Annotated in this window: 27 protein-coding genes; 14 read left to right on the top strand and 13 right to left on the bottom strand. The window is 31.5% G+C overall.

Annotated features, from left to right (window positions below):
• Positions 1–327, top strand: a 327-nt coding sequence (locus VDP25_RS15860) for an OmpA family protein (protein ID WP_334471408.1), incomplete at its 5' end; no start/stop codon positions are given.
• Between the two features lie 146 nt (positions 328–473).
• The gene (locus tag VDP25_RS15865) at positions 474–686 is read left to right on the top strand and encodes a hypothetical protein (RefSeq protein WP_334471410.1); all 213 of its coding nucleotides are present in this window, start codon (positions 474–476) and stop codon (positions 684–686) included.
• A gap of 226 nt (positions 687–912) precedes the next feature.
• Here the strand turns inward: VDP25_RS15865 and VDP25_RS15870 are convergent, their stop codons facing one another.
• From VDP25_RS15870 to VDP25_RS15890, 5 genes are all read right to left on the bottom strand, one after another.
• Positions 913–3,330 (bottom strand): protein-disulfide reductase DsbD family protein, encoded by a 2,418-nt coding sequence (locus tag VDP25_RS15870; protein ID WP_334471412.1) that lies wholly within the window; start codon positions 3,328–3,330, stop codon positions 913–915.
• Positions 3,331–3,465: 135 nt separating this feature from the next.
• Positions 3,466–3,879, bottom strand: coding sequence for a rhodanese-like domain-containing protein (locus VDP25_RS15875; RefSeq protein ID WP_215924505.1), 414 nt, complete (start codon positions 3,877–3,879; stop codon positions 3,466–3,468).
• Positions 3,880–3,896: 17 nt separating this feature from the next.
• A complete protein-coding gene (locus VDP25_RS15880) occupies positions 3,897–4,214 on the bottom strand; it encodes a rhodanese-like domain-containing protein (protein WP_215924506.1) in 318 nt (105 codons plus the stop codon).
• A 130-nt stretch (positions 4,215–4,344) separates the two neighbouring features.
• Positions 4,345–4,956, bottom strand: coding sequence for a thioredoxin family protein (locus tag VDP25_RS15885; protein WP_334471415.1), 612 nt, complete (start codon positions 4,954–4,956; stop codon positions 4,345–4,347).
• Positions 4,957–4,963: 7 nt separating this feature from the next.
• Positions 4,964–5,500 (bottom strand): TlpA family protein disulfide reductase, encoded by a 537-nt coding sequence (locus VDP25_RS15890; RefSeq protein WP_334471416.1) that lies wholly within the window; start codon positions 5,498–5,500, stop codon positions 4,964–4,966.
• Positions 5,501–5,602: 102 nt separating this feature from the next.
• Here VDP25_RS15890 and VDP25_RS15895 point away from each other — a divergent pair, with 102 nt between their 5' ends.
• From VDP25_RS15895 to VDP25_RS15945, 11 genes are all read left to right on the top strand, one after another.
• Entirely contained in the window at positions 5,603–6,061 is a 459-nt protein-coding gene (locus VDP25_RS15895) for a MarR family winged helix-turn-helix transcriptional regulator (RefSeq protein ID WP_215924509.1), read from the top strand.
• 2 nt (positions 6,062–6,063) lie between these two features.
• Entirely contained in the window at positions 6,064–6,633 is a 570-nt protein-coding gene (locus VDP25_RS15900; protein WP_334471418.1) for a YceI family protein, read from the top strand.
• Positions 6,634–6,961: 328 nt separating this feature from the next.
• On the top strand, positions 6,962–8,362 hold the full coding sequence (locus VDP25_RS15905; protein ID WP_334471420.1) for an anthranilate synthase component I family protein: 1,401 nt from the start codon (positions 6,962–6,964) through the stop codon (positions 8,360–8,362).
• A gap of 40 nt (positions 8,363–8,402) precedes the next feature.
• Positions 8,403–8,975, top strand: a complete 573-nt coding sequence (locus VDP25_RS15910) for an anthranilate synthase component II (protein ID WP_334471422.1) — start codon at positions 8,403–8,405, stop codon at positions 8,973–8,975.
• Between the two features lie 319 nt (positions 8,976–9,294).
• A complete protein-coding gene (gene trpD, locus VDP25_RS15915; protein WP_334471423.1) occupies positions 9,295–10,287 on the top strand; it encodes an anthranilate phosphoribosyltransferase in 993 nt (330 codons plus the stop codon).
• Positions 10,284–11,078, top strand: a complete 795-nt coding sequence (gene trpC / locus VDP25_RS15920; RefSeq protein WP_334471425.1) for an indole-3-glycerol phosphate synthase TrpC — start codon at positions 10,284–10,286, stop codon at positions 11,076–11,078. The genes trpD and trpC overlap by 4 nt, the downstream gene beginning before the upstream one ends.
• A gap of 53 nt (positions 11,079–11,131) precedes the next feature.
• Entirely contained in the window at positions 11,132–11,746 is a 615-nt protein-coding gene (locus tag VDP25_RS15925; protein ID WP_334471427.1) for a phosphoribosylanthranilate isomerase, read from the top strand.
• Between the two features lie 328 nt (positions 11,747–12,074).
• A complete protein-coding gene (gene trpB / locus VDP25_RS15930) occupies positions 12,075–13,256 on the top strand; it encodes a tryptophan synthase subunit beta (RefSeq protein WP_334471429.1) in 1,182 nt (393 codons plus the stop codon).
• Positions 13,257–13,493: 237 nt separating this feature from the next.
• Positions 13,494–14,177, top strand: coding sequence for a cell division ATP-binding protein FtsE (locus VDP25_RS15935; protein ID WP_215935056.1), 684 nt, complete (start codon positions 13,494–13,496; stop codon positions 14,175–14,177).
• A gap of 3 nt (positions 14,178–14,180) precedes the next feature.
• Positions 14,181–15,035: a glycosyltransferase family 2 protein gene (locus VDP25_RS15940; protein WP_334471433.1), complete on the top strand. Its 855-nt coding sequence runs from the start codon at positions 14,181–14,183 to the stop codon at positions 15,033–15,035.
• Positions 15,035–15,955: a glycosyltransferase family 2 protein gene (locus VDP25_RS15945; RefSeq protein ID WP_334471434.1), complete on the top strand. Its 921-nt coding sequence runs from the start codon at positions 15,035–15,037 to the stop codon at positions 15,953–15,955. Before VDP25_RS15940 ends, VDP25_RS15945 begins: the two co-directional genes overlap by 1 nt.
• Here VDP25_RS15945 and VDP25_RS15950 read toward each other — a convergent pair.
• Both VDP25_RS15950 and VDP25_RS15955 read right to left on the bottom strand, forming a co-directional pair.
• Complete coding sequence (locus VDP25_RS15950) at positions 15,952–16,389, bottom strand: sugar 3,4-ketoisomerase (RefSeq protein ID WP_334471436.1); 438 nt, start codon at positions 16,387–16,389, stop codon at positions 15,952–15,954. The two genes, VDP25_RS15945 and VDP25_RS15950, sit on opposite strands and share 4 nt — an antisense overlap.
• On the bottom strand, positions 16,368–17,459 hold the full coding sequence (locus tag VDP25_RS15955; RefSeq protein WP_334471438.1) for a glycosyltransferase: 1,092 nt from the start codon (positions 17,457–17,459) through the stop codon (positions 16,368–16,370). The genes VDP25_RS15950 and VDP25_RS15955 overlap by 22 nt, the downstream gene beginning before the upstream one ends.
• Before the next feature lie 108 nt (positions 17,460–17,567).
• On the opposite strand from VDP25_RS15955, the gene VDP25_RS15960 reads away from it, so the two are divergent.
• Entirely contained in the window at positions 17,568–18,707 is a 1,140-nt protein-coding gene (locus tag VDP25_RS15960) for a glycosyltransferase family protein (protein ID WP_334471440.1), read from the top strand.
• A gap of 2 nt (positions 18,708–18,709) precedes the next feature.
• Here VDP25_RS15960 and VDP25_RS15965 read toward each other — a convergent pair whose 3' ends face one another.
• Genes VDP25_RS15965 through VDP25_RS15990 form a run of 6 tightly spaced genes read right to left on the bottom strand, consistent with a single transcriptional unit; the run spans position 18,710 to position 25,775 of the window.
• Complete coding sequence (locus tag VDP25_RS15965) at positions 18,710–19,999, bottom strand: O-antigen translocase (protein WP_334471442.1); 1,290 nt, start codon at positions 19,997–19,999, stop codon at positions 18,710–18,712.
• Positions 20,000–20,012: 13 nt separating this feature from the next.
• On the bottom strand, positions 20,013–21,320 hold the full coding sequence (locus VDP25_RS15970; protein WP_334471444.1) for an O-antigen translocase: 1,308 nt from the start codon (positions 21,318–21,320) through the stop codon (positions 20,013–20,015).
• Positions 21,321–22,448: a DegT/DnrJ/EryC1/StrS family aminotransferase gene (locus VDP25_RS15975; protein WP_334471446.1), complete on the bottom strand. Its 1,128-nt coding sequence runs from the start codon at positions 22,446–22,448 to the stop codon at positions 21,321–21,323.
• A gap of 12 nt (positions 22,449–22,460) precedes the next feature.
• The gene (locus VDP25_RS15980; protein ID WP_334471448.1) at positions 22,461–23,378 is read right to left on the bottom strand and encodes a hypothetical protein; all 918 of its coding nucleotides are present in this window, start codon (positions 23,376–23,378) and stop codon (positions 22,461–22,463) included.
• A gap of 2 nt (positions 23,379–23,380) precedes the next feature.
• Complete coding sequence (locus VDP25_RS15985; protein ID WP_334471450.1) at positions 23,381–24,826, bottom strand: MBOAT family O-acyltransferase; 1,446 nt, start codon at positions 24,824–24,826, stop codon at positions 23,381–23,383.
• A gap of 31 nt (positions 24,827–24,857) precedes the next feature.
• The gene (locus VDP25_RS15990; protein WP_334471452.1) at positions 24,858–25,775 is read right to left on the bottom strand and encodes a GNAT family N-acetyltransferase; all 918 of its coding nucleotides are present in this window, start codon (positions 25,773–25,775) and stop codon (positions 24,858–24,860) included.
• Between the last annotated feature and the right edge of the window lie 201 nt (positions 25,776–25,976).

The raw sequence follows: 25,976 nt of genomic DNA on the forward strand, positions 1-25,976 counted from the left end.
AAGTCTAACATTACAGCTCAAGCTGCTTTTGAATTAGATAAATTAGTTCAGATTATGAAAAAATATCCTGAAATGGTTATTAGTGCAACATCACACACAGATGAAAGAGGTCCTGAAGCCTACAACACAGGTCTTTCTGATCGTAGAGCAAAAACAACAGTACAATACGTAATATCTAAAGGTATTGATGCCTCTCGTATTTCTGGTGTTGGTAAAGGTGAATCTGAACCTAAAATAGATTGTTCTGCAGGTTGTACTAAAGAACAACATGCCGAAAACAGACGTTCAGAGTTCCTTATTGTAAGTGGTACTCCAATGACCGAATAAAAAAAACATTAACTGAAGCGCAGAAATTAAATCTTAAGTTTTTGCATCTAATTGAGGTTATATTAATAGCTATATCTCTGCGCTTCTTTATAAAAAAGAAAACTAATTACACCGTATTTAATTAAATACATCATAAACAGTTTATTGTGAAAAAGACGTTATCTCCTAATACTATTATTCACCAAGATTCATTAAAATTTGAATTAATAGAGTTCTGCAAAAAAAACCAACTATTAACTTATGGTAGCAAAATAGAATTGGAAAAAAGAATAACAGCTTTTTTAAATGGACAAATAGAAAAAGACAAAAGCATACCTTCTCTTAAATGCAAAAGAAGAATTATAAAAAAAGTTATCTAAAATGTAATTTGTATCGGTTTTCAATACAAAATAACTAAACCTAAAGAATTAACCTGCATTTTATAGTTCGCATTTATATTTCTATAACACTACACTAGCCTATTAAGGTTAATATCAATTCTATAAAACAATAGAGAATAGCACACATTAGAAAAACAAAACACACTTACAAAATCATTGTAAAAAAATGCTCAAAAAGAGAGCATTCTGTTTTTAGTTTCGTGCTTTAATCTTTAAAATTTGCAATACCTTCTTTTAACCAAGCATTATAATCATCAATATTTGGGGTATAAGCAACCGGTTCGTTTAGGTTTTCTTCATTATGATCCATCAACACATAATAAGGCTGCGTATTAGTTTTGTATTTAATAGTTTGCATTTCGCTCCATAGCTGTCCTTTATTTTTCAGTTTTTTACCTGGTCTTAATTTTGAATCTGGCGCTTCTCCTTCAGGAAAATCTATTTGTTCATCAACGTATAAAGAGATAAGTACAACTTCGTTTTTAAGCTTAGACAAAACCTTAGGATCTACCCAAACATTTTGCTCCATTTTACGACAGTTGACACAAGCCCAACCTGTAAAATCTAACATCACAGGTTTTCCTACTTTTTTGGCATAAGCTAATCCTGTTTCATAGTCATTAAATGCTAAAATATCATGTGGTGCTAATAAATGGGCTCCTTCAGGAATATCAGTTGAACTTACAGAACCGCCACCTTTAGAATTCCCTACTCCATATGGTGATTCAGAATAATCCAATGGAGGCGGAAAAGCACTTATAATTTTTAAAGGAGCTCCCCAAAGTCCAGGAATCATGTAAATGGTAAACGTTAGCGTTAGTAAACCAAATAATAAGCGTCCTACTGAGATATGCTTTAATGGTGAATCGTGTGGTAATTGTATTTTCCCAAAAAGGTACAACGACAGTGTTCCAAAAATAGCAATCCAAATAGCAATAAACACTTCACGTTCTAAAACATGTAATTGCAGCACTAAATCGGCCTGCGACAAGAATTTAAACGCTAGGGCTAATTCTAAAAATCCTAAAACGACTTTCACAGTATTTAACCAGCCTCCTGATTTTGGTAAAGAATTTAACCAACCCGGAAAAGCAGCAAATAAAGCAAACGGTAATGCGATTGCAGATGAAAAGCCTAACATACCAATAACTGGAGCTATTCCACCTTTAGAAGCTGCTTCCACCAAAATAGTTCCTACTATTGGTCCTGTGCAAGAAAACGACACAATGGCTAAAGCTAAGGCCATAAAAAAGATGCCAACAAGTCCACCTCTATCAGCTTGTCTATCGGCTTTATTTGCCCAAGAATTTGGTAATACAATTTCAAAAGCACCTAAAAAAGAAATGGCAAAAACCACTAATAGTATAAAGAAAATTAGGTTAAACCAAACATTTGTGGCTAAGGCATTTAAAGCATCCGCCCCAAAAATTGCTGTTATGATTGTACCTAATAAGACATAGATTACAATAATTGATAATCCATAAATAATAGCATTTCTAATTCCTTTAGCTTTAGACTGGCTTTGTTTTATAAAGAAACTTACCGTCATAGGTATCATTGGAAATACGCATGGTGTTAATAATGCGACAAAGCCTGAAAAGAAAGCAATAATAAAAATAGACCATAAACCTTTACTTGACTCGTCGTCTTCTGTCTCAGAAGCTATCATATCTGTTGTTGCTGCAACAGTTTGAGTTAAATCGTATTCTAAATCTATATAGGTTGGCGCTGTACACTGAGTATCATCACAAGACATAAAACCAACCTCTGATACGACTTTAGAAATTGTAGCGTCTGAAATTTTAATTTTCTGCCTGAATTGCGCCTTATTTTTAAAGTATTTAATCTTCATATCGAAGACCTTGTCTATACTTTCATTCCCTTTTTCTTCGTTGGTAGATCCCACTAAAGTAACACCTTCTTTTAAGGTATAGTCAAAACTTGTTGGAATTGGTCCACCATCAGCAACATTTTGTGAATACAATTTCCATCCTTCATCTATTGTTGCTGTAGAAACCAAAATCAATTCGGAATCATTTATTTTTTCAACAGAAGTACTCCATTTTACGGGCTCTAAGATTCCTTCTAAACTACCCATTGCGTTTGTAGTAGCACCTGTTAAATCCAGAGACATTTCTGCAGAGTTAGCTTCTACAACCTCAGCGTCCTTTAAATTATACTGAAGGTCTATATAGCTTGGCGGCAAACATTTTTCATCGTCGCAGACCATAAACTCAACCTCCCCTTCTACTAAGGACAATTCCTTATTTAAAACTTTAATACGTTGTCTAAATTCTGCTTTACTATCGAAAAATTTAATTTTCATCTGAAAAATAGGATCATCTACTGTCTGACCTTCATCTTCAGAAGTTTTACCAACTAATTCAAAATTTTCATTTTCTGTATATGAAAAACCTGTGGGAATAGGCCCATTGTCGGGTACACTTTGTGAATACAAATGCCACCCAGAATCAATAGTTGCTATAGAAATAAGGTTATATTCTGTATCGGAAATTTTTTCAACTTTGGTTTCCCATTTTACGGGATCAAAAACTTGAGAGAATAAATTAAATGAAAAACAAAATGCAAAAAGGCTAAGTAGTAGTACTTTTTTAATCGTCATAAATAAAGCATTAAAACACAAAAATAATTGAAGTGTTTTTATTAATAATTAACAATCTACTAATTTATAAAAACCTTAGGAATTTCGTTTGTTTTTACAATAAAAAAACCGAACTAGATGTTCGGTTTGTTTGTTTTAAGATTTAACTTCAATCTTTATTTTATCGGAATGCTTCCATTTGGAAATTCCTCCTTCTAAATCGTATATTTTTTCAAAACCAGCATCTTTCATTTTTTTAGCACATTTAGCACTTCTCCCTCCTGACTTACAATACAATATTACGGGTTTCTTTTTATCTAATTTATTAATGTCTTCATCAAAAGTTGGAGACATAAAATCTATATTTTGAGAATTGGCAATATGAATTTGTTCGTGTTCTTTTGGAGTTCGCACATCAACTAATTGAACATCTTCCAACTCTAGAATAGATTCCATTTCTTCAGCCGTTACTAACTTTACTTCAGTAGTATTATCGAGTTTTTTATCTAAACAGCTTACATTAAAAACCATTGCTGTAAAAAGACAACAGATTACAAATACTTTTTTCATAATTATTTGAATTAAAATTAGTCTTTAAAGGCAACATCTCCTTGCCATTCACTAAATCCTCCAATTAAATTATAAGCGTTATTAAAACCTAATTGATTCATTATTGCACAAGCCTGACCACTTCTACCACCAGATCGACAATACACATAATAGTTTTTAGTTTTATCTAACTCTTCAAGCTCATAAATAAAACCTTGACCTTTATAAATATCTATATGAATAGCATCAGTAATTATACCCATATCAACTTCTTCTTGTGTTCTAACATCTAAAACAACTGAATTATTGTCTTCTTCAAGTTGTTTTTTCCAATCTTCTTGGGATAAATCTGCCATAGTCTTCTTAATTATTAGTGCAAAATTAACATTTCATTGTGATATAGACGTAAAAAAACCCGAAGTGTTACATAACGGGTTCATTTTTTAACATATCTAATCTAAAAAGCACAAGCTCATGTCTATCTAATTACACTTTAATAGTACAACCTATTGCTTTTGTTTCCTTTACTTTAACGTCTTCTCCTTTTAATAAGGCATCAACCGCATTTTCTACATATTTTACTTTTACAGCTTTCGCATCTTGGTAATTATCGTCTATCGCCCCAATATATTTTACTTCGTTACCTGCTGTTGTTTTTTCTAAAATGTAAATATGTGGTGTCTTAGTTGCACCATATTGCGGATAAATTTTCTGACCTTTATCTGTTAAATAAGGAAACGTAAAGCCTTTAGATTTTGCTCTTTCTTGCATTGCTTTCATGTTGTCACCAGGCATAACATCTGTATTGTTTGGCATAATAGCAATAACAGGAAAACCTTTAGAAGCATATTTTTTATTTAAAGCCTCTATTCTATCTTCATAAGCTACAGCATAAGGACATGTGTTACAAGTAAAAGTCACAATAAAGCCTTTTGCATCTTTATAATCTGAAAGTGAAACCATATTGCCATCAATATTCTCTAGATTAAAATCTGTAGCCATATCTCCAACGTTATACCCCTGACCATTTAATTTTGTTGTAACAGCAGATAGTGTAACTAACACTACCATTACCGTTAGTAATTTTAATATCTTCATCTGTTTATTATTTTAAAAATTGTTTGAGTTCGGTTTCTAATTCTTGTTGCGTGAATGATTTTTCGTAAAACTGTCGTTTGTCATTATTGTAAATAATTGTCGCTGGTATTGCACCAGACCATTCTTCTGCTATTGCTGGAATCCATCGGTTTTGATCAACATCATCTAAAGCAACAACCTTAGCTTTTAAATTATTCTTTTCTATAAATGGCTGTAAGGCAGTGTCGTATTTATTTGGAAAATCTAAACTCACCAATAATAGCTCTACACCTTTGTCTTTATACTTTTCATTGACAGCCTCAAAATAAGGCAATTCTTTAATACAAGGTGCACACCAAGTTGCCCAAAAATTTACAATATGAACTTTACCATCCGTTTTATTAAGTAAAGGTGCTAAACCATCATAATCATAAACCTCAAATTGACGATCTGCCTCTAATTGTGCTACATTAGGTACGACCTCAGGTTTTATAATCTCATTTGTAGTAGATGTATCCTTACACGACATCAAGATTAATAAAACTAAAACTGCTACTTTTTTCATCTTATAAATTTATTAATCAAAGTCTTTAACTTTATAAATTTAACAAAATATTAATTTTATATATCAAGAAAAGCTATACATTTGTATATACAATTGTTGTATATGAAAGAATTGAATGACATATTAAAAACAAAAGCTGATTTACCGATATCAAGAGCGACAGTAATTAACATTTTTCATACCACCACTTGGATAAAAGATGATTTGTTATTGGAGCTAAAACCTTTCGATTTATCCTTAGAACAATTCAATGTGCTTAGGATTTTAAGAGGTCAAAATGGAAATGCCATAAACTTACAAGACATACAAGAACGTATGGTAAATAAAATGAGTAATACCACTAGATTGGTTGATAAGTTGATAAAGAAAAAATTTGTAAAACGTACGATTTGCAAATCCAACAGGAGAAAAGTTGAAATCGTTATTACAGATTTAGGTTTAGAAACGCTAAAAACAGTAGACCCAATTATAGATCACACAGAAAAAAACATTACAAAAAACTTAACTCAAGACGAGTTAACACAATTGAACACCCTTTTAATAAAACTTAAAAACAAATAATTATGAAAAACAGAAATTCAAACATTGCCATGCTATTAGTTTTAGCATTATCATTTATGTCTTTTACGACATTAAAAGACAAAACCGTAAAAGTTGAAGAGAGCTCAGTAATATGGAAAGGCTATAAAGTAGGTGGAGAACATACTGGAACGATTAATCTAAAAAGCGGTACTTTATCATTTGATGGCAAAACGTTAACTGGTGGAAATTTCACTATAGATATGACCTCTATTAATACCACAGATTTACAAGGAGAATACAAAGGAAAATTAGATGGTCATTTAAAATCTGATGATTTCTTTGGTGTAGAAGAATTTCCTACAGCAACTTTAGAAATTACATCTGTGACAGGTAAAAATGGTACTTTTAATGTAAATGCAGATGTTACTATTAAAGGAAAAACGGAAGCGATCTCTTTTCCAATGTTAATTAAAGGCAACACAGCAACCGCAAGTTTAAAAATTGATAGAACAAAACATAACATCACTTACAAATCGCCTTCTCTTTTAGAAACCTTAAAAGATAAAGCTATTTATGATGACTTTGATTTAAATGTAACCCTTAAGTTTTAATCCCCCAATAACTAAATTTAGTAACATTTAAATTTTGATTCCTGTTTTAGTAAAAAAAACTAATACAGGAATCTTTTTTTCTTAAAGTGTTTGAAATCCGAAATTTGATTTCTATCTTTGATGTTCAGATGAAAATAAATACAAATCATACTTGGTGGTGGAATTTCTCAAACTTACGTTCGTGAAATAATCCTTGGTATGTAATACTTAAATAAAAAAAGGCTTGTCATTCACGACAAGCCTTTTTTTTTATTTAACAAGGCTTCAGAAGCTATTAAATTGAAACCTATCTCTGCCTAAAGAGATATCAAATTGAATTTGACATAAAATGAAAACATTTAGTTTAAACACACATTATAAAAAAATCTTAGCAGACACCATTACTCCTGTGAGTATTTATCTAAAAATTAGAGATAAATTCCCCAATAGTATTCTTTTAGAAAGTAGTGACTACCATGCTAACGACAACAATTTTTCTTATATATGTTGCAATCCTATTGCTTCTATAAAAGTTGAAGGCAATACAATTTACCAAACCTATCCCGACGGTAGTTCTAAAAATAGCCTTATTGAAAGCGACGGTGTTGTTGAGGAAATTCACAAATTCACACAACGTTTTAAAGTGGATTCAAATAAAGAATTCAAATTTATTAATAATGGAATTTTTGGATACACCGCATATGATGCTATTAAATATTTTGAAGACATTGAGATTTCAAAAAAAGACCATTCAGTGTCTATTCCTGAAATATACTATGCTGTATATCAAAACATCATCGCTATAGATCATCAAAAAAATGAAGCGTATATTTTTGCGCATTGTTTTCATAGCGAAAATAATATTGACGACATTTTACAATTGATTCAAACCAGACAATACGCTTCTTACGATTTTAAAACGAAAGGCAGTATTGAGTCAAATCTTACAGACGACGAATATAAAGCACACGTAGAACTGGCAAAAAAACATTGTGGTCGCGGAGATGTCTTTCAATTGGTACTGTCTAAACAATTCTCGCAACAATTTAGTGGTGATGAATTTAATGTTTACAGAGCCTTAAGAAGTATTAACCCTTCCCCTTACCTATTCTATTTTGATTATGGGAATTTTAAAATATTTGGTAGCTCACCAGAAGCACAATTAGTGGTTAGTAATGGTAAAGCCGAAATTCACCCTATTGCTGGTACTTTTAAACGAAGTGGAAACGACCTTAAAGACGCGCAATTAGCTGAAGAATTAATAAAAGATGATAAAGAAAACAGTGAGCATGTCATGTTAGTTGACTTAGCCAGAAACGACCTAAGTAGAAACGGAAGCAATGTTACTGTCGAAAATTATAGAGAAGTACAATTCTTCTCTCACGTGATACATTTAGTAAGTAAAGTTACAGGTACAATTCACAAAAACACCGACACCATGCAAGTGGTTGCAGACACATTTCCAGCCGGAACTCTAAGTGGAGCACCAAAACACAAAGCCATGCAGTTGATTGAAAAGTACGAAAAAACGAGCAGAGGTTATTATGGTGGAGCTATCGGTTTTATGGATTTTAACGGTAATTTTAATCATGCCATTATGATTAGAACATTTTTAAGTCAGAATCATAAATTATTTTGGCAAGCAGGAGCAGGAATAGTTGCCAAATCTGAAGCTGAAAGTGAATTGCAAGAAGTTTATAATAAGCTTGGTGCTTTAACAAAAGCGATTGAACAAGCTGAAGAGATTTAAAATATAATTAAAAAGATACCTGCTTTCGCAGGCATTTAAGATGAAAAAAATATTAGTCATAGACAATTACGACAGTTTCACATACAATCTCGTTCATTATTTAGAGGACTTAGATTGTGAAGTCACCGTAAAACGAAACGATAAACTAACGCTAGAAGACGTCGATGCTTTTGAAAAAATTGTGTTGTCTCCAGGACCTGGTATTCCAGATGAAGCTGGTTTATTAAAACAGATTATAGAAACTTATGCACCAACCAAAAGTATCCTAGGTGTTTGTTTAGGGCAACAGGCTATTGGAGAAGTTTTTGGTGGTTCATTAGAAAATTTAGATAATGTGTATCATGGTGTAGCCACTAGCATTACACTTTCAGTGGATGATGAATCCCTTTTTAAAGGCTTAGGTAAAACTTTTGAAGTGGGCAGATATCATTCATGGGTCGTTAATGCCAATTTACCAGATTGTTTAGAAGCCACGTCTTTTGACGACAACGGTCAAATAATGTCATTAAGACATAAAGTTTACGACGTTAAAGGTGTGCAATATCATCCGGAATCGGTGTTGACGCCAGATGGAAAGCGGATTTTAGAAAATTGGGTAAACAGTGAGAAGTGAGAAGTGAGAAGTGAGAAGTGAGAAGTGAGAAGTGAGAAGTGAGAAAAAATTAAAATATAATTTGGGAAGAATATAATATTTAGTAAAAATTAATGTCCCAAATTTCGACATCGTCGGAAACATCAAAAATCAGAAATAATGAACGAAAGAACGAAGATGCGAGGCGTAGCCTCAAGCACGAAGTTCTGAAAGTGAATGATGCTTTAGCAATTTCCTATTTTTGATTGTGATTTTTTGGTTCGTTTTGTATCAAGACAAAATGAACAGAACTAAAAAAGATATTTAATTAAAAAGATATTCCGTTTTACGGAACATTGATATGAAACAATTATTAAACAGACTCATTAACCAAGAAAGCATCTCTAGTGAAGAAGCAAAAAACGTCTTGGTGAACATATCCGAAGGAAAATATAATCAAAGTCAAATTGCATCATTCTTAACCGTTTATATGATGCGAAGTATCACCACGGAAGAACTTCGCGGTTTTAGAGATGCATTATTAGAGTTATGTATTCCTGTAGATTTAGACAATTACGAGACTATCGATTTATGTGGAACCGGAGGTGACGGAAAAGATACTTTTAATATTTCAACCTTATCTTCATTTGTGACAGCAGGTGCAGGAGTCCATGTTACGAAGCATGGTAATTATGGTGTGTCTTCGGCTTGTGGGTCTTCAAATGTTATGGAATATTTAGGCATAAAATTCACAAGTGATACCGACTTTTTAAAACGTAGTATAGATGAAGCCGGAATATGCGTTTTACATGCACCTTTGTTTCATCCTGCAATGAAAAATGTAGCCCCAATCCGAAAAGAATTAGGTGTAAAAACCTTTTTCAATATGTTAGGCCCAATGGTCAATCCTGCATTTCCAAAAAATCAAATGGTTGGTGTTTTTAATCTTGAATTATTGCGATTATACAGTTACTTATATCAAGAATCGGATAAAAACTATGCCATAGTTCATGCTTTAGATGGTTATGATGAAATCTCGTTAACAGGAAAAACGAAAGTGATTTCTAATACTTCAGAAACCTTATTTGAACCGCATGACTTAGGCGTGAACCAAATACAACAATCTGAAATTTTTGGCGGAAACAGTATCAAAATGGCTGCCGAAATTTTTAAAAGCGTTATCAATTATAAAGGTACAGAAGCACAGCACAATGTGGTGTGTGCTAACGCTGGACTAGCCATTGCTACGGCCAAACAAATTTCACATAAGGAAGGATTTGAATTGGCCAAAGAATCGCTTGTTAGTGGAAAAGCAAAACAGAGTTTAGATAAACTAATTGAATTAAGCAAATGAACATCTTAGACAAAATAGTAATAGACAAACGCAAGGAGGTTAATCTTAAAAAAGAACTAATTCCTATTAAAGCTTATGAACAACTACCTTATTTCGGAATGAAAACAAGGTCTTTGTCTGAAAAATTAAGAGCAAGTCAGACTGGTATTATTGCAGAGTTTAAACGTAAGTCACCTTCTAAATCCATTATAAATGATACTGCTTTAGTTGAAGATGTTGCCTTTGGTTACGAAAACGCAGGAGTATGTGGCATGTCTATTTTAACGGACGAGATTTATTTTGGTGGCTCCATGGACGACTTAATGATTGCCCGAGAAAATTGCGAATTGCCCTTGCTTCGAAAAGAATTTATTATTGATGAATATCAGATTATTGAAGCCAAAGCCATTGGTGCAGATGCTATTTTACTAATTGCAGCCATATTAACTAAAGCTGAGATTAAGCAGTTTTCTGAATTAGCCAAAAGCCTAAATCTAGATGTGTTATTAGAAGTCCATAACGAAGACGAATTACACAAGTCTATTATGCCTTCTTTAGATATGCTAGGTGTAAACAACAGAAATCTAAAAACATTTGAAGTCAGTTTAGACATCTCAAAACAATTGAGTGCATTGATACCTAACGATTTTGTAAAAGTATCAGAATCAGGTATTAGTTCTGTGGACGCCATCAAAGAATTACAGCCTTATGGCTATAAAGGTTTTTTAATCGGCGAGAATTTTATGAAAACAGATAATCCTGGAGCAAGTGCTAATCAATTTATAAAAGACCTAGCAGGTCTCAATACATAATAATTTAAAAAAGTCGAATGCGTGATGAGATTCCCGCTTTCGCGAGAATGAAGATGAAACTAAAAGTCTGCGGAATGAAATATAAGGAGAACCTAGAAGCTGTGGCTAATTTGCTACCAGACTATCTCGGTTTTATATTTTATAAAAAATCAGCCAGACATTTTGATTCTAGTATTCCTGAATTGCCAAAATCAATTAAAAAAGTTGGTGTTTTTGTGGATGAAGAACTAGAAATAGTGAAAGACACTATTAAAAAATTCAACTTACAAGCCGTGCAATTACATGGTCACGAATCGCCAGAATATTGTGCAGCAATAAACACTGTTGAAGTTATAAAGGTGTTTAGCATTAAAGATGAATTCAACTTTGATGTGCTTCAACCTTTCGAAAATGTCTGTGATTATTTTTTATTCGATACCAAAGGAAAATTACCAGGCGGAAACGGTTACACGTTCAACTGGAATGTATTAGAACAGTATCCATCCACCAAACCTTATTTTTTAAGTGGTGGTATTGGATTACATGAAATTAAAAAAATAAAAGAATTCAAAGAAAGTCCGGCTTCAAAGTTCTGTTATGCTATTGATGTGAATAGTAAATTTGAAATAGAACCTGGATTGAAGAATATTGAAGAATTGAAATTATTTAAAGATAAATTAATAGTATAGTTTTAATGAGAAGTGAGAAGTGAAAAGTGAGAAGTGAAAAAAAATTAAAATATAAATTGGGAAGAAAACAAAATTCAGCAAAAATTAATGTCCCAAATTTCGACTGCGTCGGAAACATCAAAATTCAGAAATAATGAGCGAAAGAATGCAGGTGCGAGGCACAGCCTCAAGCACGAAGTTCTGAAAGCGAATGATGCTTTAGCAATTTCCTAATTTTGATTGTGATTTTTGGTTCGTTTGCATCAAGGCAAATGAACAAGAAAAAAAAAGAAACAGATTGCCACATCACGTAAAAAACGTGATTAGCAATGACGATAATAAAACAATCATGAGTTACAAAATCAACGAAAAAGGTTATTACGGTGAGTTCGGTGGAGCATACATTCCCGAAATGCTTTATCCTAATGTAGAAGAATTGCGTCAAAACTATTTAAAGATTATGGCTGAACCTTCGTTTCAAGAAGAGTTCAATCAACTTTTAAAAGATTATGTGGGTCGTCCTTCTCCACTCTATTTTGCGAAACGTCTTTCAGAAAAACACAATACCAAGGTCTATTTAAAACGTGAAGATTTAAATCATACTGGCGCCCACAAAATCAACAATACCATTGGTCAAATTCTAATGGCAAAACGTTTAGGTAAAAACAGAATTATTGCCGAAACTGGAGCTGGTCAACATGGAGTTGCAACCGCTACCGTTTGTGCTTTAACAGGTATTGACTGTGTGGTTTATATGGGAGAAATTGATATTGCTCGTCAAGCCCCAAACGTCGCCCGAATGAAAATGTTAGGAGCCAAAGTGGTTCCAGCATTATCTGGTAGCCGAACGTTGAAAGACGCTACTAATGAAGCTATTCGCGATTGGATTAATAATCCGGTTGACACCCATTACATTATTGGTTCTGCTATTGGACCTCATCCGTATCCAGATATGGTGACGCAATTTCAGTCTATAATTTCCGAAGAGATAAAATGGCAATTAAAAGAAAAAGAAGGTCGAGAAAACCCAGATTATGTTGTGGCTTGTATTGGTGGAGGAAGTAATGCCGCAGGAACCTATCATCATTTTTTAGATAATGAAGATGTTGGTATTATTGCTGTAGAAGCTGCTGGAAAAGGCATTCACTCAGGTGAAAGTGCCGCGACTTCTGTTTTAGGAAAAGAAGGTATTATACACGGTTGCAAAACCTTATTAATGCAAACCAAAGACGGACAAATTACAGAGCCCTATTCTATTTCTGCAGGGTTAGATTATCCTGGTGTTGGGCCGTTACATTCGCATTTGTATAAAACAGGTCGTGGTGAATTTTATTCAGCAACCGACGATGAAGCTATGAATTCTGGTTTAGAATTAACGCAATTGGAAGGTATTATTCCGGCTATTGAAAGTTCGCATGCCTTGGCTATTTTTAAACATAAAACCTTTAAACCTAGCGACGTTGTTGTGATTAGTTTATCTGGTCGTGGTGATAAAGATTTACAGAATTATATCAATTATTTTAAGCTGTAGAAGTTGAAATTGAGTTTAAAAATGAAGTTAAAGTTGAATGTTTATTTTTGATTACATTTTATAGTTTTTATTAAAAACACCACTAAGAGCTACGTTCGGTAATTTCTAATCAAAACATATTTTGATTCTTATTAGCCTCAAGGAGACAATTTGCTATTGAAGAATTTGGCTTTTTCAATTTGTCATTTGAAATTTTAAGCAATACATTTACAGTTACCAATTATTTATATTTAAAATATGTCCGAAACGGTTTTAGAACTTAGAGATGCTACGATTTATCAAGGTGACAGTATGGTGCTGTCTAAGGTGAATTTTGAAATGAAGAAAGGAGATTTCGTCTATCTTATTGGGAAAACAGGAAGTGGGAAAAGTAGTTTCATGAAAACGCTTTATGGTGATTTACAACTAACAGAAGGTGAAGGCTCTGTTGTTGATTTCAATTTAAAAACCATGAAAGAAAAAGATATTCCGTTTTTAAGACGAAAATTAGGTATTGTTTTTCAAGATTTTAAATTATTACCAGATCGTACGATCATAGGCAACCTAGAATTTGTATTAAAAGCAACAGGTTGGAAAGAAAAAGACCGTATTAAAGATCGTATTGATGTTGTTTTAGATAAGGTAGCCATGAAGACTAAAGGTTTTAAATACCCTCATGAACTTTCTGGTGGCGAACAACAACGAATTGCTATTGCACGTGCTTTGTTAAATGACCCTGAATTGATTTTAGCAGATGAGCCTACCGGAAATTTAGATCCTCAAACCAGTATTGAAGTCATGGAAGTATTGCAAGACATTAATAAAAATGGGAATACCATTTTAATGGCCACACACGATTATGCTTTACTTTTAAAATATCCGAGTAAAACTTTAAAATGCGACGAAAATAAAGTGTTTGAAGTTGTGCAACGTAAAAGTTAGTCCATGCTTTCAATCTTAATTCCTTGCTATAATTACGACATACTTCCCTTAGTAAGTGAATTACACCAACAAGTTAAAGCCCTACCTATTGAGTTTGAAATCTTGGTATATGACGATGCTTCAAATTCTAAATTTAATAAAACCAATGCTTCAATTAACAACTTAGAAGGCTGCTGTTTTAAAATACTTTCTAATAATATCGGTCGGAGTAAAATAAGAAATCTACTAGGTAATGATGCCTCTTATGAGAATTTGTTATTTATGGATGCAGATACATTTCCTCAACAAAAGAATTTCATCAAAAATTATCTCAGTCATGAAAATGAAAAGGTTGTTTATGGTGGTATAACAAATGAAGTTGAAGTACCTGAAAAACCATACAAATTACGATGGCTTTACACAAAAAAGAGGGAAACGCAATCTATATGTTCTTCTAACTTTTTAATTAAGAAGTCTGTTTTTGTATTAAACCAATTTGATGAGACCTTAACAACATATGGTTATGAAGATGTTGTCTTTTTTGCTGGCTTAAAAGAGAATAACATCAAAATAAAAACGATACAAAATTGGGCTGTTCATCGTTGTCAAGAAACTGCTGACAACTATATTTCTAAATTAGAAACTGGTCTTCAAAATTTATTATACCTTATTGAAGGCAATAAATTAGCACAAGACGAATCTAAACTTCACAAGTTTTATGCATTAGCTCGAAAATTTGGAATGGTCCCAGTTGTGGTTCTTTTATTTAAAACATTAAAAAAGGGTTTAATTAAAAATTTTAATTCGTCCCATCCTTCTATAATTTTGCTCGATTTTTACAAACTTGGTTACTTTTGTCTTTTAAAAACTAAAAAATAATGTCGTTTTTCTCAGTTATAATAACAGTTTACAATAAAGCTGAGTGTATTAAAGACACAATAAATAGTGTTTTAAATCAGTCTTATAAAGATTTCGAAATTATTATAATTAACGATGGTTCTACTGATAAGAGTGAGGACATTATTAAAACTTTCAACGATCAACGTATCAATCTTATAACAACAAAAAATCAAGGAGCGTCAAAAGCAAGAAATATTGGTATTGAAAAAGCTACAGCGACATATATTGCTCTTCTTGATGGTGATGATACTTGGGAAATTGATTATTTAAAACACATACATAACGCTATTTCGAAATTTCCCGACATAAAAATTTTCACAACAGGAATTTCCCATAAATACGACAATAAAACGGTACCAGTTAGTTATAGTTTTAAACAAAAAGAACTTTATAAAATCCGCGATTTTTTTCAGTCAAGTTTAGACTTTCATTTAATTACTAGCTCTAGTGTTGTCTTTGATAAGTCCATAATTAGCAAAACCGGACTTTTTGATCCTTCTATTATTTCTGGTCAAGATACAGATCTATGGATACGTTTTGGCTTACACTTTAAAATTCTATTTATAAATAAACAACTTGTTTACTATAATTTTGATCCCACAAGCTTATCTAACACAACTTTTAATCTTAGTAAGAAACCAAAGTTTGACAATTATTTTAATGAAGAAAAAAACAATATATATCTAAAAGTATTTTTAGACAATAACAGGTATGCAATGTCTATTCTAAGCAAGCTGCTAAATGATAAAAAACACTTTTTATATTACACATCACATATAAATCCTAAAAATTTAAACTTTAAACAACACTTCTTGTTAAAAAGCCCAAAATGGCTCTTAAAACTATTGCTTAAAGTAAAGTCTTTAAAAGGTGAAAAGGTATATTATCCTAATACCTAAATCTGAGATTTAAAAACCTCATAATCTCGGATATATTCTCCTTCATTATACTCTGTAGATGCTAGAACCAAACAGACTGAACCTGAGGAAAAATTATCTATTTCTCTCCATATATGTGTTGGTATATACAACCCTTGGTTAGGTTTATTAAGCATGATTCGTTTTTTGGTTTTACCATCATCTATAACAACTTCAAAACTGCCACTTAATGCAATAATAACGGATTCTTGTTCTTTATGAGCATGTCCTCCTCTACTGCTTTCTGTAGGCACATCATACAGATAATAAACACGTTTAATACTAAAGGGAATGGTGTCTTTTTCTATAACCGCTAAAAAACCACGTTCGTCATGAACTTTAGGAATATCAATTAATTTTACACTATGTATTGTATTCATGTTATTGTTTTCATTTACTTTAAAATGGATTGCCATTGCATTGCAATCTTTGCACTAGAAAATTGAGTAACACTTTGTTGTGCATTAGACTTACATTGCAAGTATAAATCTTTATCATTAATTAAACTATTCATTGCCTTTGCTAATGCAAGTGGATTATGATTTTCTACCAAAAGACCGTTGTATTTATTTACAATAACCTCATTAGGTCCCGACTTGCAATCTACCGCAATAACAGGCACATTAAGCGATAAAGTTTCAGGAATTACCATAGGAAACCCTTCGTACCTACTACTTAGGACCATAAACAAACTCTTTTTTACAAACGGGTATGGATTTTTTTCAAACCCTCGAAATATTATAGAATCTAAAAGTCCGATGCTTTGAACGTACGATTTTAAACGTTCTTCATCTAATCCACTGCCTAATACGAGTAGTTTAACTCCATTACTTGAAAGTTCAGATAGTTTATAAGCATCAAACAGTAATTTCAAATTTTTATGTTCATCATCCAATCTACCATAAAAGATAATGTATACGCCAAGGTTTATTTCAACATCCTGACTTGCTTTTGTTTTAATATCACTAAAATTAAAGCCATTATAAATAGTGCTTATATTTTTAAGTTGGTATAATTCTCTAAATTTTATCTCGGCTGCTTTAGAAACAGCAACCATAATTTCATTCTTGTACAAATACTTATTCAACCACTTGTATGCCGTAAATGTTTTTTCAGTTTTATAATTGTGTATTACATAAACTGTAGGTAATTTATAAATGAATTTTGTAATTACAAATTCTCTATAAGCCTGTGTTCGTGCTCTTCCATCTATAATAACATCAATTTTATTGGTTTTTAAGAACTTCTTAAAGATTCTAAGTCTATTTATTCTACCTAAAAAGGTATCATCCTTCAACTTTATATTACCAAGATTTAACAAAGTGCCTTTGTATTTATAATCTACAAATTCTAAAATAGTAACGATATAAACGTCATATCCCAAATCACTTAACATAACAGATAATAAAGCCGAAGATTTTTCCGCACCTCCTTTTCCTAAAGAAGAAGCCACAATACAAATTTTTTTTTTATTAGCTTTAATCATTAACGAGTATCTTTGAGACAAATGTAACATCCATATTTTAATTATAAGCACTCAGTAAGAGTATTTAGAAGGTGTTCTATCATAAATTAAAATTACAAGTTATAACGTATGAAAATTTTATTGGTTGGCGAATATAGCAGGCTTCATAATTCTTTAAAAGAAGGATTAGAATTACTTAACCATGATGTTACAATTGTGGCTGCAAAAGATGGCTTTAAGAATTATGATGTGGACTTCCCTATTTATAAAACATATGAAAAAGGATTTCTAAGAACATTCAAAAATCTTATTTATAGATTTACTAAAATTGACCTTGAATCAATTCAAATTAAAAAACAAATCATTAATCTGAAACCCAAACTCAGTGATTTTGATGTTGTTCAATTTATTAATGAAGCCTCATTTTTATGTACTGCCACTATTGAAAAAGAGATTTTCGATTTAATTTCAACTTGGAATAAAAACGTTTTCCTATTGTCTTGTGGTACCGATTACATAAGTGTGAAATATGCGTACGATAAAAAATTTAGATATTCAATTCTAACTCCTTATCTAAATGGAAAAGATCAAATTTTAAGCTCTTATGGTTTAAAATATTTAGAGCCCGATTTTGTAGAACTTCACCATCATATTTATAAATCTATCGTTGGAGTTATAGCATCCGATTTAGATTATCATTTACCTCTATTAAATCATCCTAAATATTTGGGACTCATTCCAAATCCGATAAACACGGAACAATTAGAGTTTAAACCATTAAAAATTGAAGATAAAATCGTCATATTTCATGGTATAAATTCAAATAACTATTACAAAAAAGGGAATGATATTTTTGAAGAAGCCTTAGCGATTATAAATCAAAAATATGCAGATAAAATAAAAATTATAACTGTAAGAAGCTTGCCTTATAACGAATACATAAAAACCTATAACGAAGCACATATAATGCTCGATCAAATTTATGCTTACGATCAAGGGTTTAATGCTTTAGAAGCTATGTCCAAAGGGAAAGTTGTTTTTACAGGTGCAGAAAAAGAGTGGCTAGAGTATTATAATATTAAAGAAGATACTATTGCTATAAACGCTTTACCAGATGCTAAAACCATTGCAACTAAATTAGAGTGGTTAATTCTTAATCCTGAAAAAATTCTTGAAATTTCGATACAAGCTAGACGCTTTGTAGAAACACATCATGATTATAAAACTTGTGCTGAGAATTACCTAAAAACGTGGCAAAATCATATTTGAAACTACTCCGTTTTTGAGGCCGTTTGATTGTAATAACCTCTAATTACAAAAACTACGACTATAAAGTAGATGATATACCTTACGAAATGCGCAATAACAATGCCTTCTGTACCATAGTACTGAATAAACACTTTTGACAATACAAAAAACAATCCTAGAGAAATTATTTCAGTAAACACAAAACTTTTTACGAGTCGTTTAGCTAAAAACTGATGGGATAAGACTAAGGCGCCTAATCTTACAAAATCACCTAATAATTGCCATTTAAACAAAGGTTTCATTCCTGTAAAATCTGGGTAGATAAAGAGAATAATATAATCTTTCAGAATATAAACTAAAAGCATTCCCAGTCCAAAAATTGGCAAAATGGTTTTATAAATATTAAGTACTTCAATCTTAAACTCATGCTTATTATGGATACTCGCGAATTTTGGTAACACATACAGCGTAAATAATCCTGTGGCAAACACCATATAGTTTTTAGAAATAAATGTAATTGCGGTCCAATACCCAGCTTCATTAATGTTTATTTCATCTGTGACCAAGGTTCTTATATTCAACTCTATATAATTCAACAAAAATGAAGATATAAAAGACATTAATGTAAATGCCAATAACTTATTTTTATAAATAAGGCTAAGCGTTAAAGACTTAAACTTTACATAGGTTTTTAACGTTTTTCCAAATACAAATGCCAAAACAACTAACTGAATCACTGGTGCTAGTACAATGGCTATAATTACTCCTTTTAATTCTGAAGTATATAAACCAATAACAACAGCAACGGTTGCTAAAAGATAACTAATGAGTTCTATTTTAGCATAGCGTTTATAATCTGACAAACCACTAACTACAGCATTAACCACACGGCTTCCAGCAACAAAAGGCACAATAACCGCTAATAACTGAAAAATATAAATATACTCCTGAGAATGAAAAAGGTAGTTGGACAAATACGAGGCCCCAAAAAATAAAACAGCTGCAGAAACAACGGAACCAATTATAGCAAAAATGGTTACAGTTGAAAATACTTTTGAAAGTTCTGGCTGATTGTTTTTAAATTCAGCGACATACTTTACAACACCATTAAATGTTCCTAAGGTAGATGTACTTGTGAGCATTGCTAAAACATTCCTCACCTGACCAATACTAGCATAACCAGCTTCTCCAACAGTAACCGCAAGTAAACGCTGAATAAATGCAGAAACTATTAACCTAATAGTAATAACCACTGCATTAAGTGATGTAATCTTAAGCACTATATTATTACTAATAAATTTTGGAAGCTTCACTTGTTGGTTTTTATTAATTATCTAGGCCTTCTTCGGTAATAACCCCAAACAAAGAACTGCTAAAAAGTAATAGTATTATTCCAAAGTACATAAAATAGCTTAAGCAGTGTCCCATTACTGCGCCTTTAAGTCCAAATTCATCAATAAGATAAATACTAGAAAAAAACATAACAACAAATAAGAACACTTCTAAAATAAGAAAGTGAGCAAACATCTTTTTTGCCAAAAATTGGTAAGCAATAACCATAGAAAGTACACGTGCAATATCTCCTAATATTTGGTAACCAAATAAATCTTCAACAGGTTTAAAGTCTTCAGTAAACAATAAGTTTACTAACAGAGATCTACTAAGGTAAATAATAAGTAACAACACTAAAAACACAGGCATTATGGTTTTATAAAAGCTAAAAACTTCTTTTCTAAATGCTGTTTTTGAATTGATTTCAGAAAATCGAGGTAAAATATACAGTGCCATTAACGAATTAATAAACATGAGATAATAATCTGAAACTCGAGTCATCGCTGTCCAATATCCAGCAGATTTTATTCCTACCTCATCAATGAGATAATTCCTAATTATAATCATAACAATAGGTAAAGCAATAGCACTAACCAAAGCCATTATCATATATGGGCTCAGTTTATTTAAAATAGACAAACTTACTTGAGTAATCTTAATTGAAGACACTAAGCTTTTTCTGAATGCGATACCTACAATAGTAATAAGTAAATTTAATGCTGGTGTTATAACAATAGCCAATAATGCGCCATCAATATTCTCTTGATAAATAAGAATTAAAGTCACTAAAAGCCCTAAAATTTGACTAAGAATATTAATAAGCAGTAAAAATTTATGCTTAGAAAACCCATTCATAATGGAAAACGCAAACATGTTTAAAGCATAAAACGGTAAGACAATCGCCAAGGTTTCAATGACATAAATATAGTTGTAGTTTGAAGAAAATATAATATCGTTTATAAAGCCTGCATTGAAATAACATACAAAAGCCAAAAACACAGAAGAAAAGAATCCGAAGTAAAATACTGTAGATAAAGTCTTGGTAAGCTCAACTGCATTATCTTTAAATTCATTAACAAATTTAACGACACCTTTGTAAAGACCTGAAATTGCTAAGGATTGAATGGCACTTAAGAAATTTCGTAAATTCCCAATAAGGGCCATACCTTGTGGACCTATGTAAATAGCTATGAACTTAGAAATTAAAATTCCGGCAATAATCCTAAGACTAAGATTAGCCATATTTAAATTCGCAGCCTTTACTAAAACTTCGTCATTTATGTAATTAAAAAGCTTTTTCAATTAGTAGATATTTAAAATGTCTATAACAGTTTGAATGTCTTTATCTGTCATTACAGGACTTATTGGCAAACTTATAATTCTTTTATGAATCTTTTCTGTAAGCGGCAGATTAAAATACGAAAATGTTTGCAAGGCTTTTTGCTGGTGTGGTGGAATTGGATAGTGGATTAACCATTCAATAGCATTTTGATCTAAAAACTTAGTAAAATCTGCTCTATCCTCAACCTCAACAACAAATGCATAAAACACATGATTCTGAGAGCCATCGTAAAACGGAAGTTTAATTTTTAAATTATTAACTCCTTTTAAATAAGCTTTTGCAATTGTACGTCGTCTTTGATTGTCTTTATCTAAAGTTTTCAGTTTGATACTTAAAAAAGCTGCTTGCATATCATCTAAACGGCTATTGTATCCCACAATTTTATTGGTGTACTTTTCCTCGCTTCCATAATTACGTAGCAATTTTATAACTTCAATAAGTTCTGAATCATTGGTTGTAACTGCTCCTCCATCTCCGAGTGCACCCAAGTTTTTACTAGGATAAAAACTAAATGCTGCGGCATCTGAAAGGTTACCTGCTTTAGGTGAAATTGAAGTTGAAGTTGAACTGTCCTTTTTAGAATTTAAAATTGCTCCATGTGCTTGAGCTGCATCTTCTATGAGCAATAAGTTAAAATCAGACGCTATTTGCTGTAATGCTTCAACCGAAGCTAATTGGCCGTATAAATGTACCATAATAACAGCCTTAGCTTCTACAAATAAGCTGTGATCAGTCTCTACTGAGATATTATAAGTCTCAGAATTAGGCTCAACTAAAACAGGAATAAGTTCGGCATGTAAAACCGACAAAATTGTGGCAATAAAAGTATTTGCAGGTACTATGACCTTATCTCCTTTTTTTAATTTTCCGAGACGTATATACCCTTTTAATATCAATGTGAGGGCATCTAATCCATTTGCTGTACCTAAACAATGTTTAGTTCCACAATAAGTAGCAAATTCATTTTCGAATTTAGAGACATTATTACCTAATATAAAATGAGCATCGTCCAAGGATTTACTGAAAGATGCTTGAAACTCATCTCGAAAACGGTTGTTGATTTTATGTAGGTCTAGGAATTTAATCATATTCTAAAGTAATCAATTATAAGTTTGTTTTATAAAATCATCTAAAAACAAACTTAACTTTTTTGCACCATTTGTATTTAAATGGTCTGCATCGTAAAAGTCATCTGTATTAAAGCTTTCATTTGACATTAAATTTAAATAACTGCAATTATTATAGCTGTTATCCATTTTTAAACCCGTTGAAATTACCTTATCTAATTGCTCCTTATTTAAGTGCGCTATGTAACTTTTATAGGCGGGCAAGGTAACAATTATCACTTTAACATTTTGAGCATTACAGAGATTAACTATTTTCTCTAGATACTCGATATTTTCTATAACTAAATTATCATCCTCCGCAGTATGTTTCTGCGCAACTATTTGCCCTAATTCTTTTAAAGATTTACCTCCATTAGACTTCTTTAAAAAAGCCCAACCAGAATTCTCTACAGATATAGGTACTTCGTCTTTAATATAATAATTCTTAAGACGTTTAAGGTTGTTTTCTAGCTTTACACTAAGTACTTCACTATTAAATTTCAACTTATTAGACACTTTTAAGTTATAGTATAAATTATAATCCTTAAGTCTCCATGCTTCTTTAGTTTCACCAAGTTGTTCATGCAATGTGGTATATGACAAACGTATTACAACCGTTTTTAGTTTAGGCAATTCGTCTATATATTTCTGCAACAATAAATAATCTAAATCTATACTTTGCGAAACATGAGCTAAGTTGTAGGTTTCGTCTAAAAAATATTCTGGATTAATACCATACAAACTATGAGAACTCCCAAGAATAAGCGTCTCAACAGCTTCCTTTTTTAATTCTATTTGTTCGCTTTTTAATTTATAATCATTAGGAATTTGTCGTAACGAAAGTTCCATACTAATAATTATGATTATCACAGGACATATAAAAAACAAGGTATATATTATGAACTTTTTCATATCTAAAACTGAAAGTAAATAAATTGTTGTTCTTCACCATTGAAATAGAAGATGAGAAACACTAATACATAATAAAACGCAATACGATATTGTCTTTTATAGCTTGAAAAAATATGTTCCAAAGCATGTTCTTTAGCCCTACCAATCCATTCAATCATAAAAAAGAATGCTATCAGAATTAACAATATTAGAGCATCAGAAGCATTAGATAAATTTGGAAGACTAAACACTGAAAATGAAAAAATACCAGACAAAAACGCTACTGCACTTGTCAATGAATCTGCCCTAAAGAAAATCCTAGCAAAAACTAAAAACAGAAAGGTATGAAACATACCAAACAGCTCTTTACTATCAGGAAACCACCGATTATTTGCAATAACTGACGTATACTTTGTGTTTTTACCTTTAATAATATAAGGTACAAAATGCAAGGCATTAATAAATCCATAAACAACAAATTTCCAATGTGCGCCATGCCATAGACCAATAACTAAAAATATAGCAAAGGTATTGCGTAATTGCATCCATTTACTTCCTCTACTTCCACCTATAGGAATATAAAAATAGTCCTTAAACCATGTTGTTAAAGAGATATGCCAACGCCTCCAAAATTCTGCTATGTTTCTAGAGAAATATGGAAAAGCAAAGTTTTTCTTCAAGTTAAATCCAAACAATCTTGACACTCCAATAGCAATATCTGAATATCCCGAAAAATCACAATAAATCTGAATAGTAAACAAAAAAGCGCCAAACAACAACGTACTCCCTGAATAATTAGCATGGTTTTCAAAAATATCATTTACAAAAACAGCACAATTATCTGCAATTACCATTTTTTTAAAAAGTCCCCAAAGTATTTGTTTTAACCCATCTGTGGCTTTTATATAATTAAACACACGTCGCTTTTCTACTTGAGGCAAAAAGCTCGAAGCACGTTCTATAGGACCTGCAACCAATTGAGGAAAGAAACAAATAAACGAAGCAAATGCAACTAGATTAGTTGTTGGCTTTATTTTGTTTCTATAAATATCTATAGAATAACTCATTGTTTGAAACGTATAGAAACTGATACCTACAGGTAAAATAATATTGAGGTAATTGAGGTCTAAATCTCTTCCAAAAAGCTGAAAAGCAGCATTGAAATTTTCTATGAAGAAATTATAATATTTAAAAAAACCTAGGATACTTAGATTTAGTAAAATACTCAAAGTTAAATAAGCCTTTTTAGATTTTAAATTGGTTTGTTTTTCAATTGCTAAACCAATGCTATAATCTATTAAAGTACTTACTATTATTAGTCCTAAAAAACGCCAATCCCACCATGCATAAAACACGTAACTGGCAATTATTAATAAAACATTTTGAGATTTTAAAGACTTAAAAACAAACCAATATAGTATAAATACAATGGGTACAAAAATTGCAAAATCTATGGAATTAAATAGCATTATTTTTTATTCAGTATAATAAAAGTTAAAATCATGCTTTTACTATTTGAAGCGACTTATGAGCTGCTGTTTCAACAATATACGTATTTGCAGTATGGCTACGAGCACCACAGCTTTCTTTCCAGAAGATAAGACCTTCGTTTATTTTTAGACCATTATCTTCACTTGATATATTAAAGTCGAAATAACGTTTATCCTCGCACATTTTATTAATAATATAATCGTACGCTAAATCTAAACTTCCAAATGAGTTTTTATCCACATTACCAGAAACATATTGCGGATGCACTGTGGTTTCGGTTAAAAAAACGGTTGTGCCTGCAACCACTTTATGATCCTTATAAATATTTACTTGTTTGATATTATCTGGAAAACGTGACGCTAATAATTCTATTTCTTCTAATGTATGTACAGGTAAAATGTTGTGTTTACTTTTTAAATTAGGAATTAGTACTTCATTCCAAAACCCAGCAAAATTAGAATCAACTTTTAATTCTAAATTTGCTCTTATGGCTTTATTAATGCCTTCTCTTCTGTTTTTTTGAAAACGTAATTTATGAGCATAATCAATAACCATTAAAACATCTTTCTTAATTAGTCTAGCATTTGCTTTATAGAGAAAATAATCTAATTCATCTGATGGCATTTTATTATAAAAAGTTGGAATCACCTTAATTTCCAATATTTTTAAGCCTTCATTTTCATAAAAAGCTAGCATAGTTTTAAAAGCTTCAAAAGCATAGAAAAACTTGGATGTATCTTGAAGCACAAAACTCCCATAAGTTAATCCTTGATGAGAAATCACTGTATCACCTACAACATTTGCAGGCAACAATGCATAAAGTTTATCTTCTTTATAAATCAATATAGAGCAATCTTCAAAACGATCACTGTGATAATCCATAAAACTGCGCTGAAACAAGAACGTTGCATTTTTTGCTGTTTTCACAAACGCATCCCATTCTGATTGTAACGCTGGTTGGTATTTTTTTACTGAGAAAATAATCTTTGCTTTTTAATTGGAGACTAAGGTAAATAAAAAACTACGAGTGATATTAATTATGATGGGTAATTGTTTAAAATAGGAGTTCTTGTAAATAAAAACTTTTAGAATTAGTTTTATATTACATTTATTTAAACTCAATAACTT

This window comes from Winogradskyella sp. ECml5-4, from assembly GCF_036903175.1.
Taxonomy (GTDB): domain Bacteria; phylum Bacteroidota; class Bacteroidia; order Flavobacteriales; family Flavobacteriaceae; genus Winogradskyella; species Winogradskyella damuponensis.

Bases quoted from the DNA above. Each gene is read 5' to 3' on its own strand.
- VDP25_RS15870 (WP_334471412.1), bottom strand. From the start codon at position 3,330: ATGACGATTAAAAAAGTACTACTACTTAGCCTTTTTGCATTTTGTTTT.
- VDP25_RS15875 (WP_215924505.1), bottom strand. From the start codon at position 3,879: ATGAAAAAAGTATTTGTAATCTGTTGTCTTTTTACAGCAATGGTTTTT.
- VDP25_RS15880 (WP_215924506.1), bottom strand. From the start codon at position 4,214: ATGGCAGATTTATCCCAAGAAGATTGGAAAAAACAACTTGAAGAAGAC.
- VDP25_RS15885 (WP_334471415.1), bottom strand. From the start codon at position 4,956: ATGAAGATATTAAAATTACTAACGGTAATGGTAGTGTTAGTTACACTA.
- VDP25_RS15890 (WP_334471416.1), bottom strand. From the start codon at position 5,500: ATGAAAAAAGTAGCAGTTTTAGTTTTATTAATCTTGATGTCGTGTAAG.
- VDP25_RS15895 (WP_215924509.1), top strand. From the start codon at position 5,603: ATGAAAGAATTGAATGACATATTAAAAACAAAAGCTGATTTACCGATA.
- VDP25_RS15900 (WP_334471418.1), top strand. From the start codon at position 6,064: ATGAAAAACAGAAATTCAAACATTGCCATGCTATTAGTTTTAGCATTA.
- VDP25_RS15905 (WP_334471420.1), top strand. From the start codon at position 6,962: ATGAAAACATTTAGTTTAAACACACATTATAAAAAAATCTTAGCAGAC.
- VDP25_RS15910 (WP_334471422.1), top strand. From the start codon at position 8,403: ATGAAAAAAATATTAGTCATAGACAATTACGACAGTTTCACATACAAT.
- trpD (WP_334471423.1), top strand. From the start codon at position 9,295: ATGAAACAATTATTAAACAGACTCATTAACCAAGAAAGCATCTCTAGT.
- trpC (WP_334471425.1), top strand. From the start codon at position 10,284: ATGAACATCTTAGACAAAATAGTAATAGACAAACGCAAGGAGGTTAAT.
- VDP25_RS15925 (WP_334471427.1), top strand. From the start codon at position 11,132: ATGAAACTAAAAGTCTGCGGAATGAAATATAAGGAGAACCTAGAAGCT.
- trpB (WP_334471429.1), top strand. From the start codon at position 12,075: ATGAGTTACAAAATCAACGAAAAAGGTTATTACGGTGAGTTCGGTGGA.
- VDP25_RS15935 (WP_215935056.1), top strand. From the start codon at position 13,494: ATGTCCGAAACGGTTTTAGAACTTAGAGATGCTACGATTTATCAAGGT.
- VDP25_RS15940 (WP_334471433.1), top strand. From the start codon at position 14,181: ATGCTTTCAATCTTAATTCCTTGCTATAATTACGACATACTTCCCTTA.
- VDP25_RS15945 (WP_334471434.1), top strand. From the start codon at position 15,035: ATGTCGTTTTTCTCAGTTATAATAACAGTTTACAATAAAGCTGAGTGT.
- VDP25_RS15950 (WP_334471436.1), bottom strand. From the start codon at position 16,389: ATGGCAATCCATTTTAAAGTAAATGAAAACAATAACATGAATACAATA.
- VDP25_RS15955 (WP_334471438.1), bottom strand. From the start codon at position 17,459: ATGATTAAAGCTAATAAAAAAAAAATTTGTATTGTGGCTTCTTCTTTA.
- VDP25_RS15960 (WP_334471440.1), top strand. From the start codon at position 17,568: ATGAAAATTTTATTGGTTGGCGAATATAGCAGGCTTCATAATTCTTTA.
- VDP25_RS15975 (WP_334471446.1), bottom strand. From the start codon at position 22,448: ATGATTAAATTCCTAGACCTACATAAAATCAACAACCGTTTTCGAGAT.
- VDP25_RS15980 (WP_334471448.1), bottom strand. From the start codon at position 23,378: ATGAAAAAGTTCATAATATATACCTTGTTTTTTATATGTCCTGTGATA.
- VDP25_RS15985 (WP_334471450.1), bottom strand. From the start codon at position 24,826: ATGCTATTTAATTCCATAGATTTTGCAATTTTTGTACCCATTGTATTT.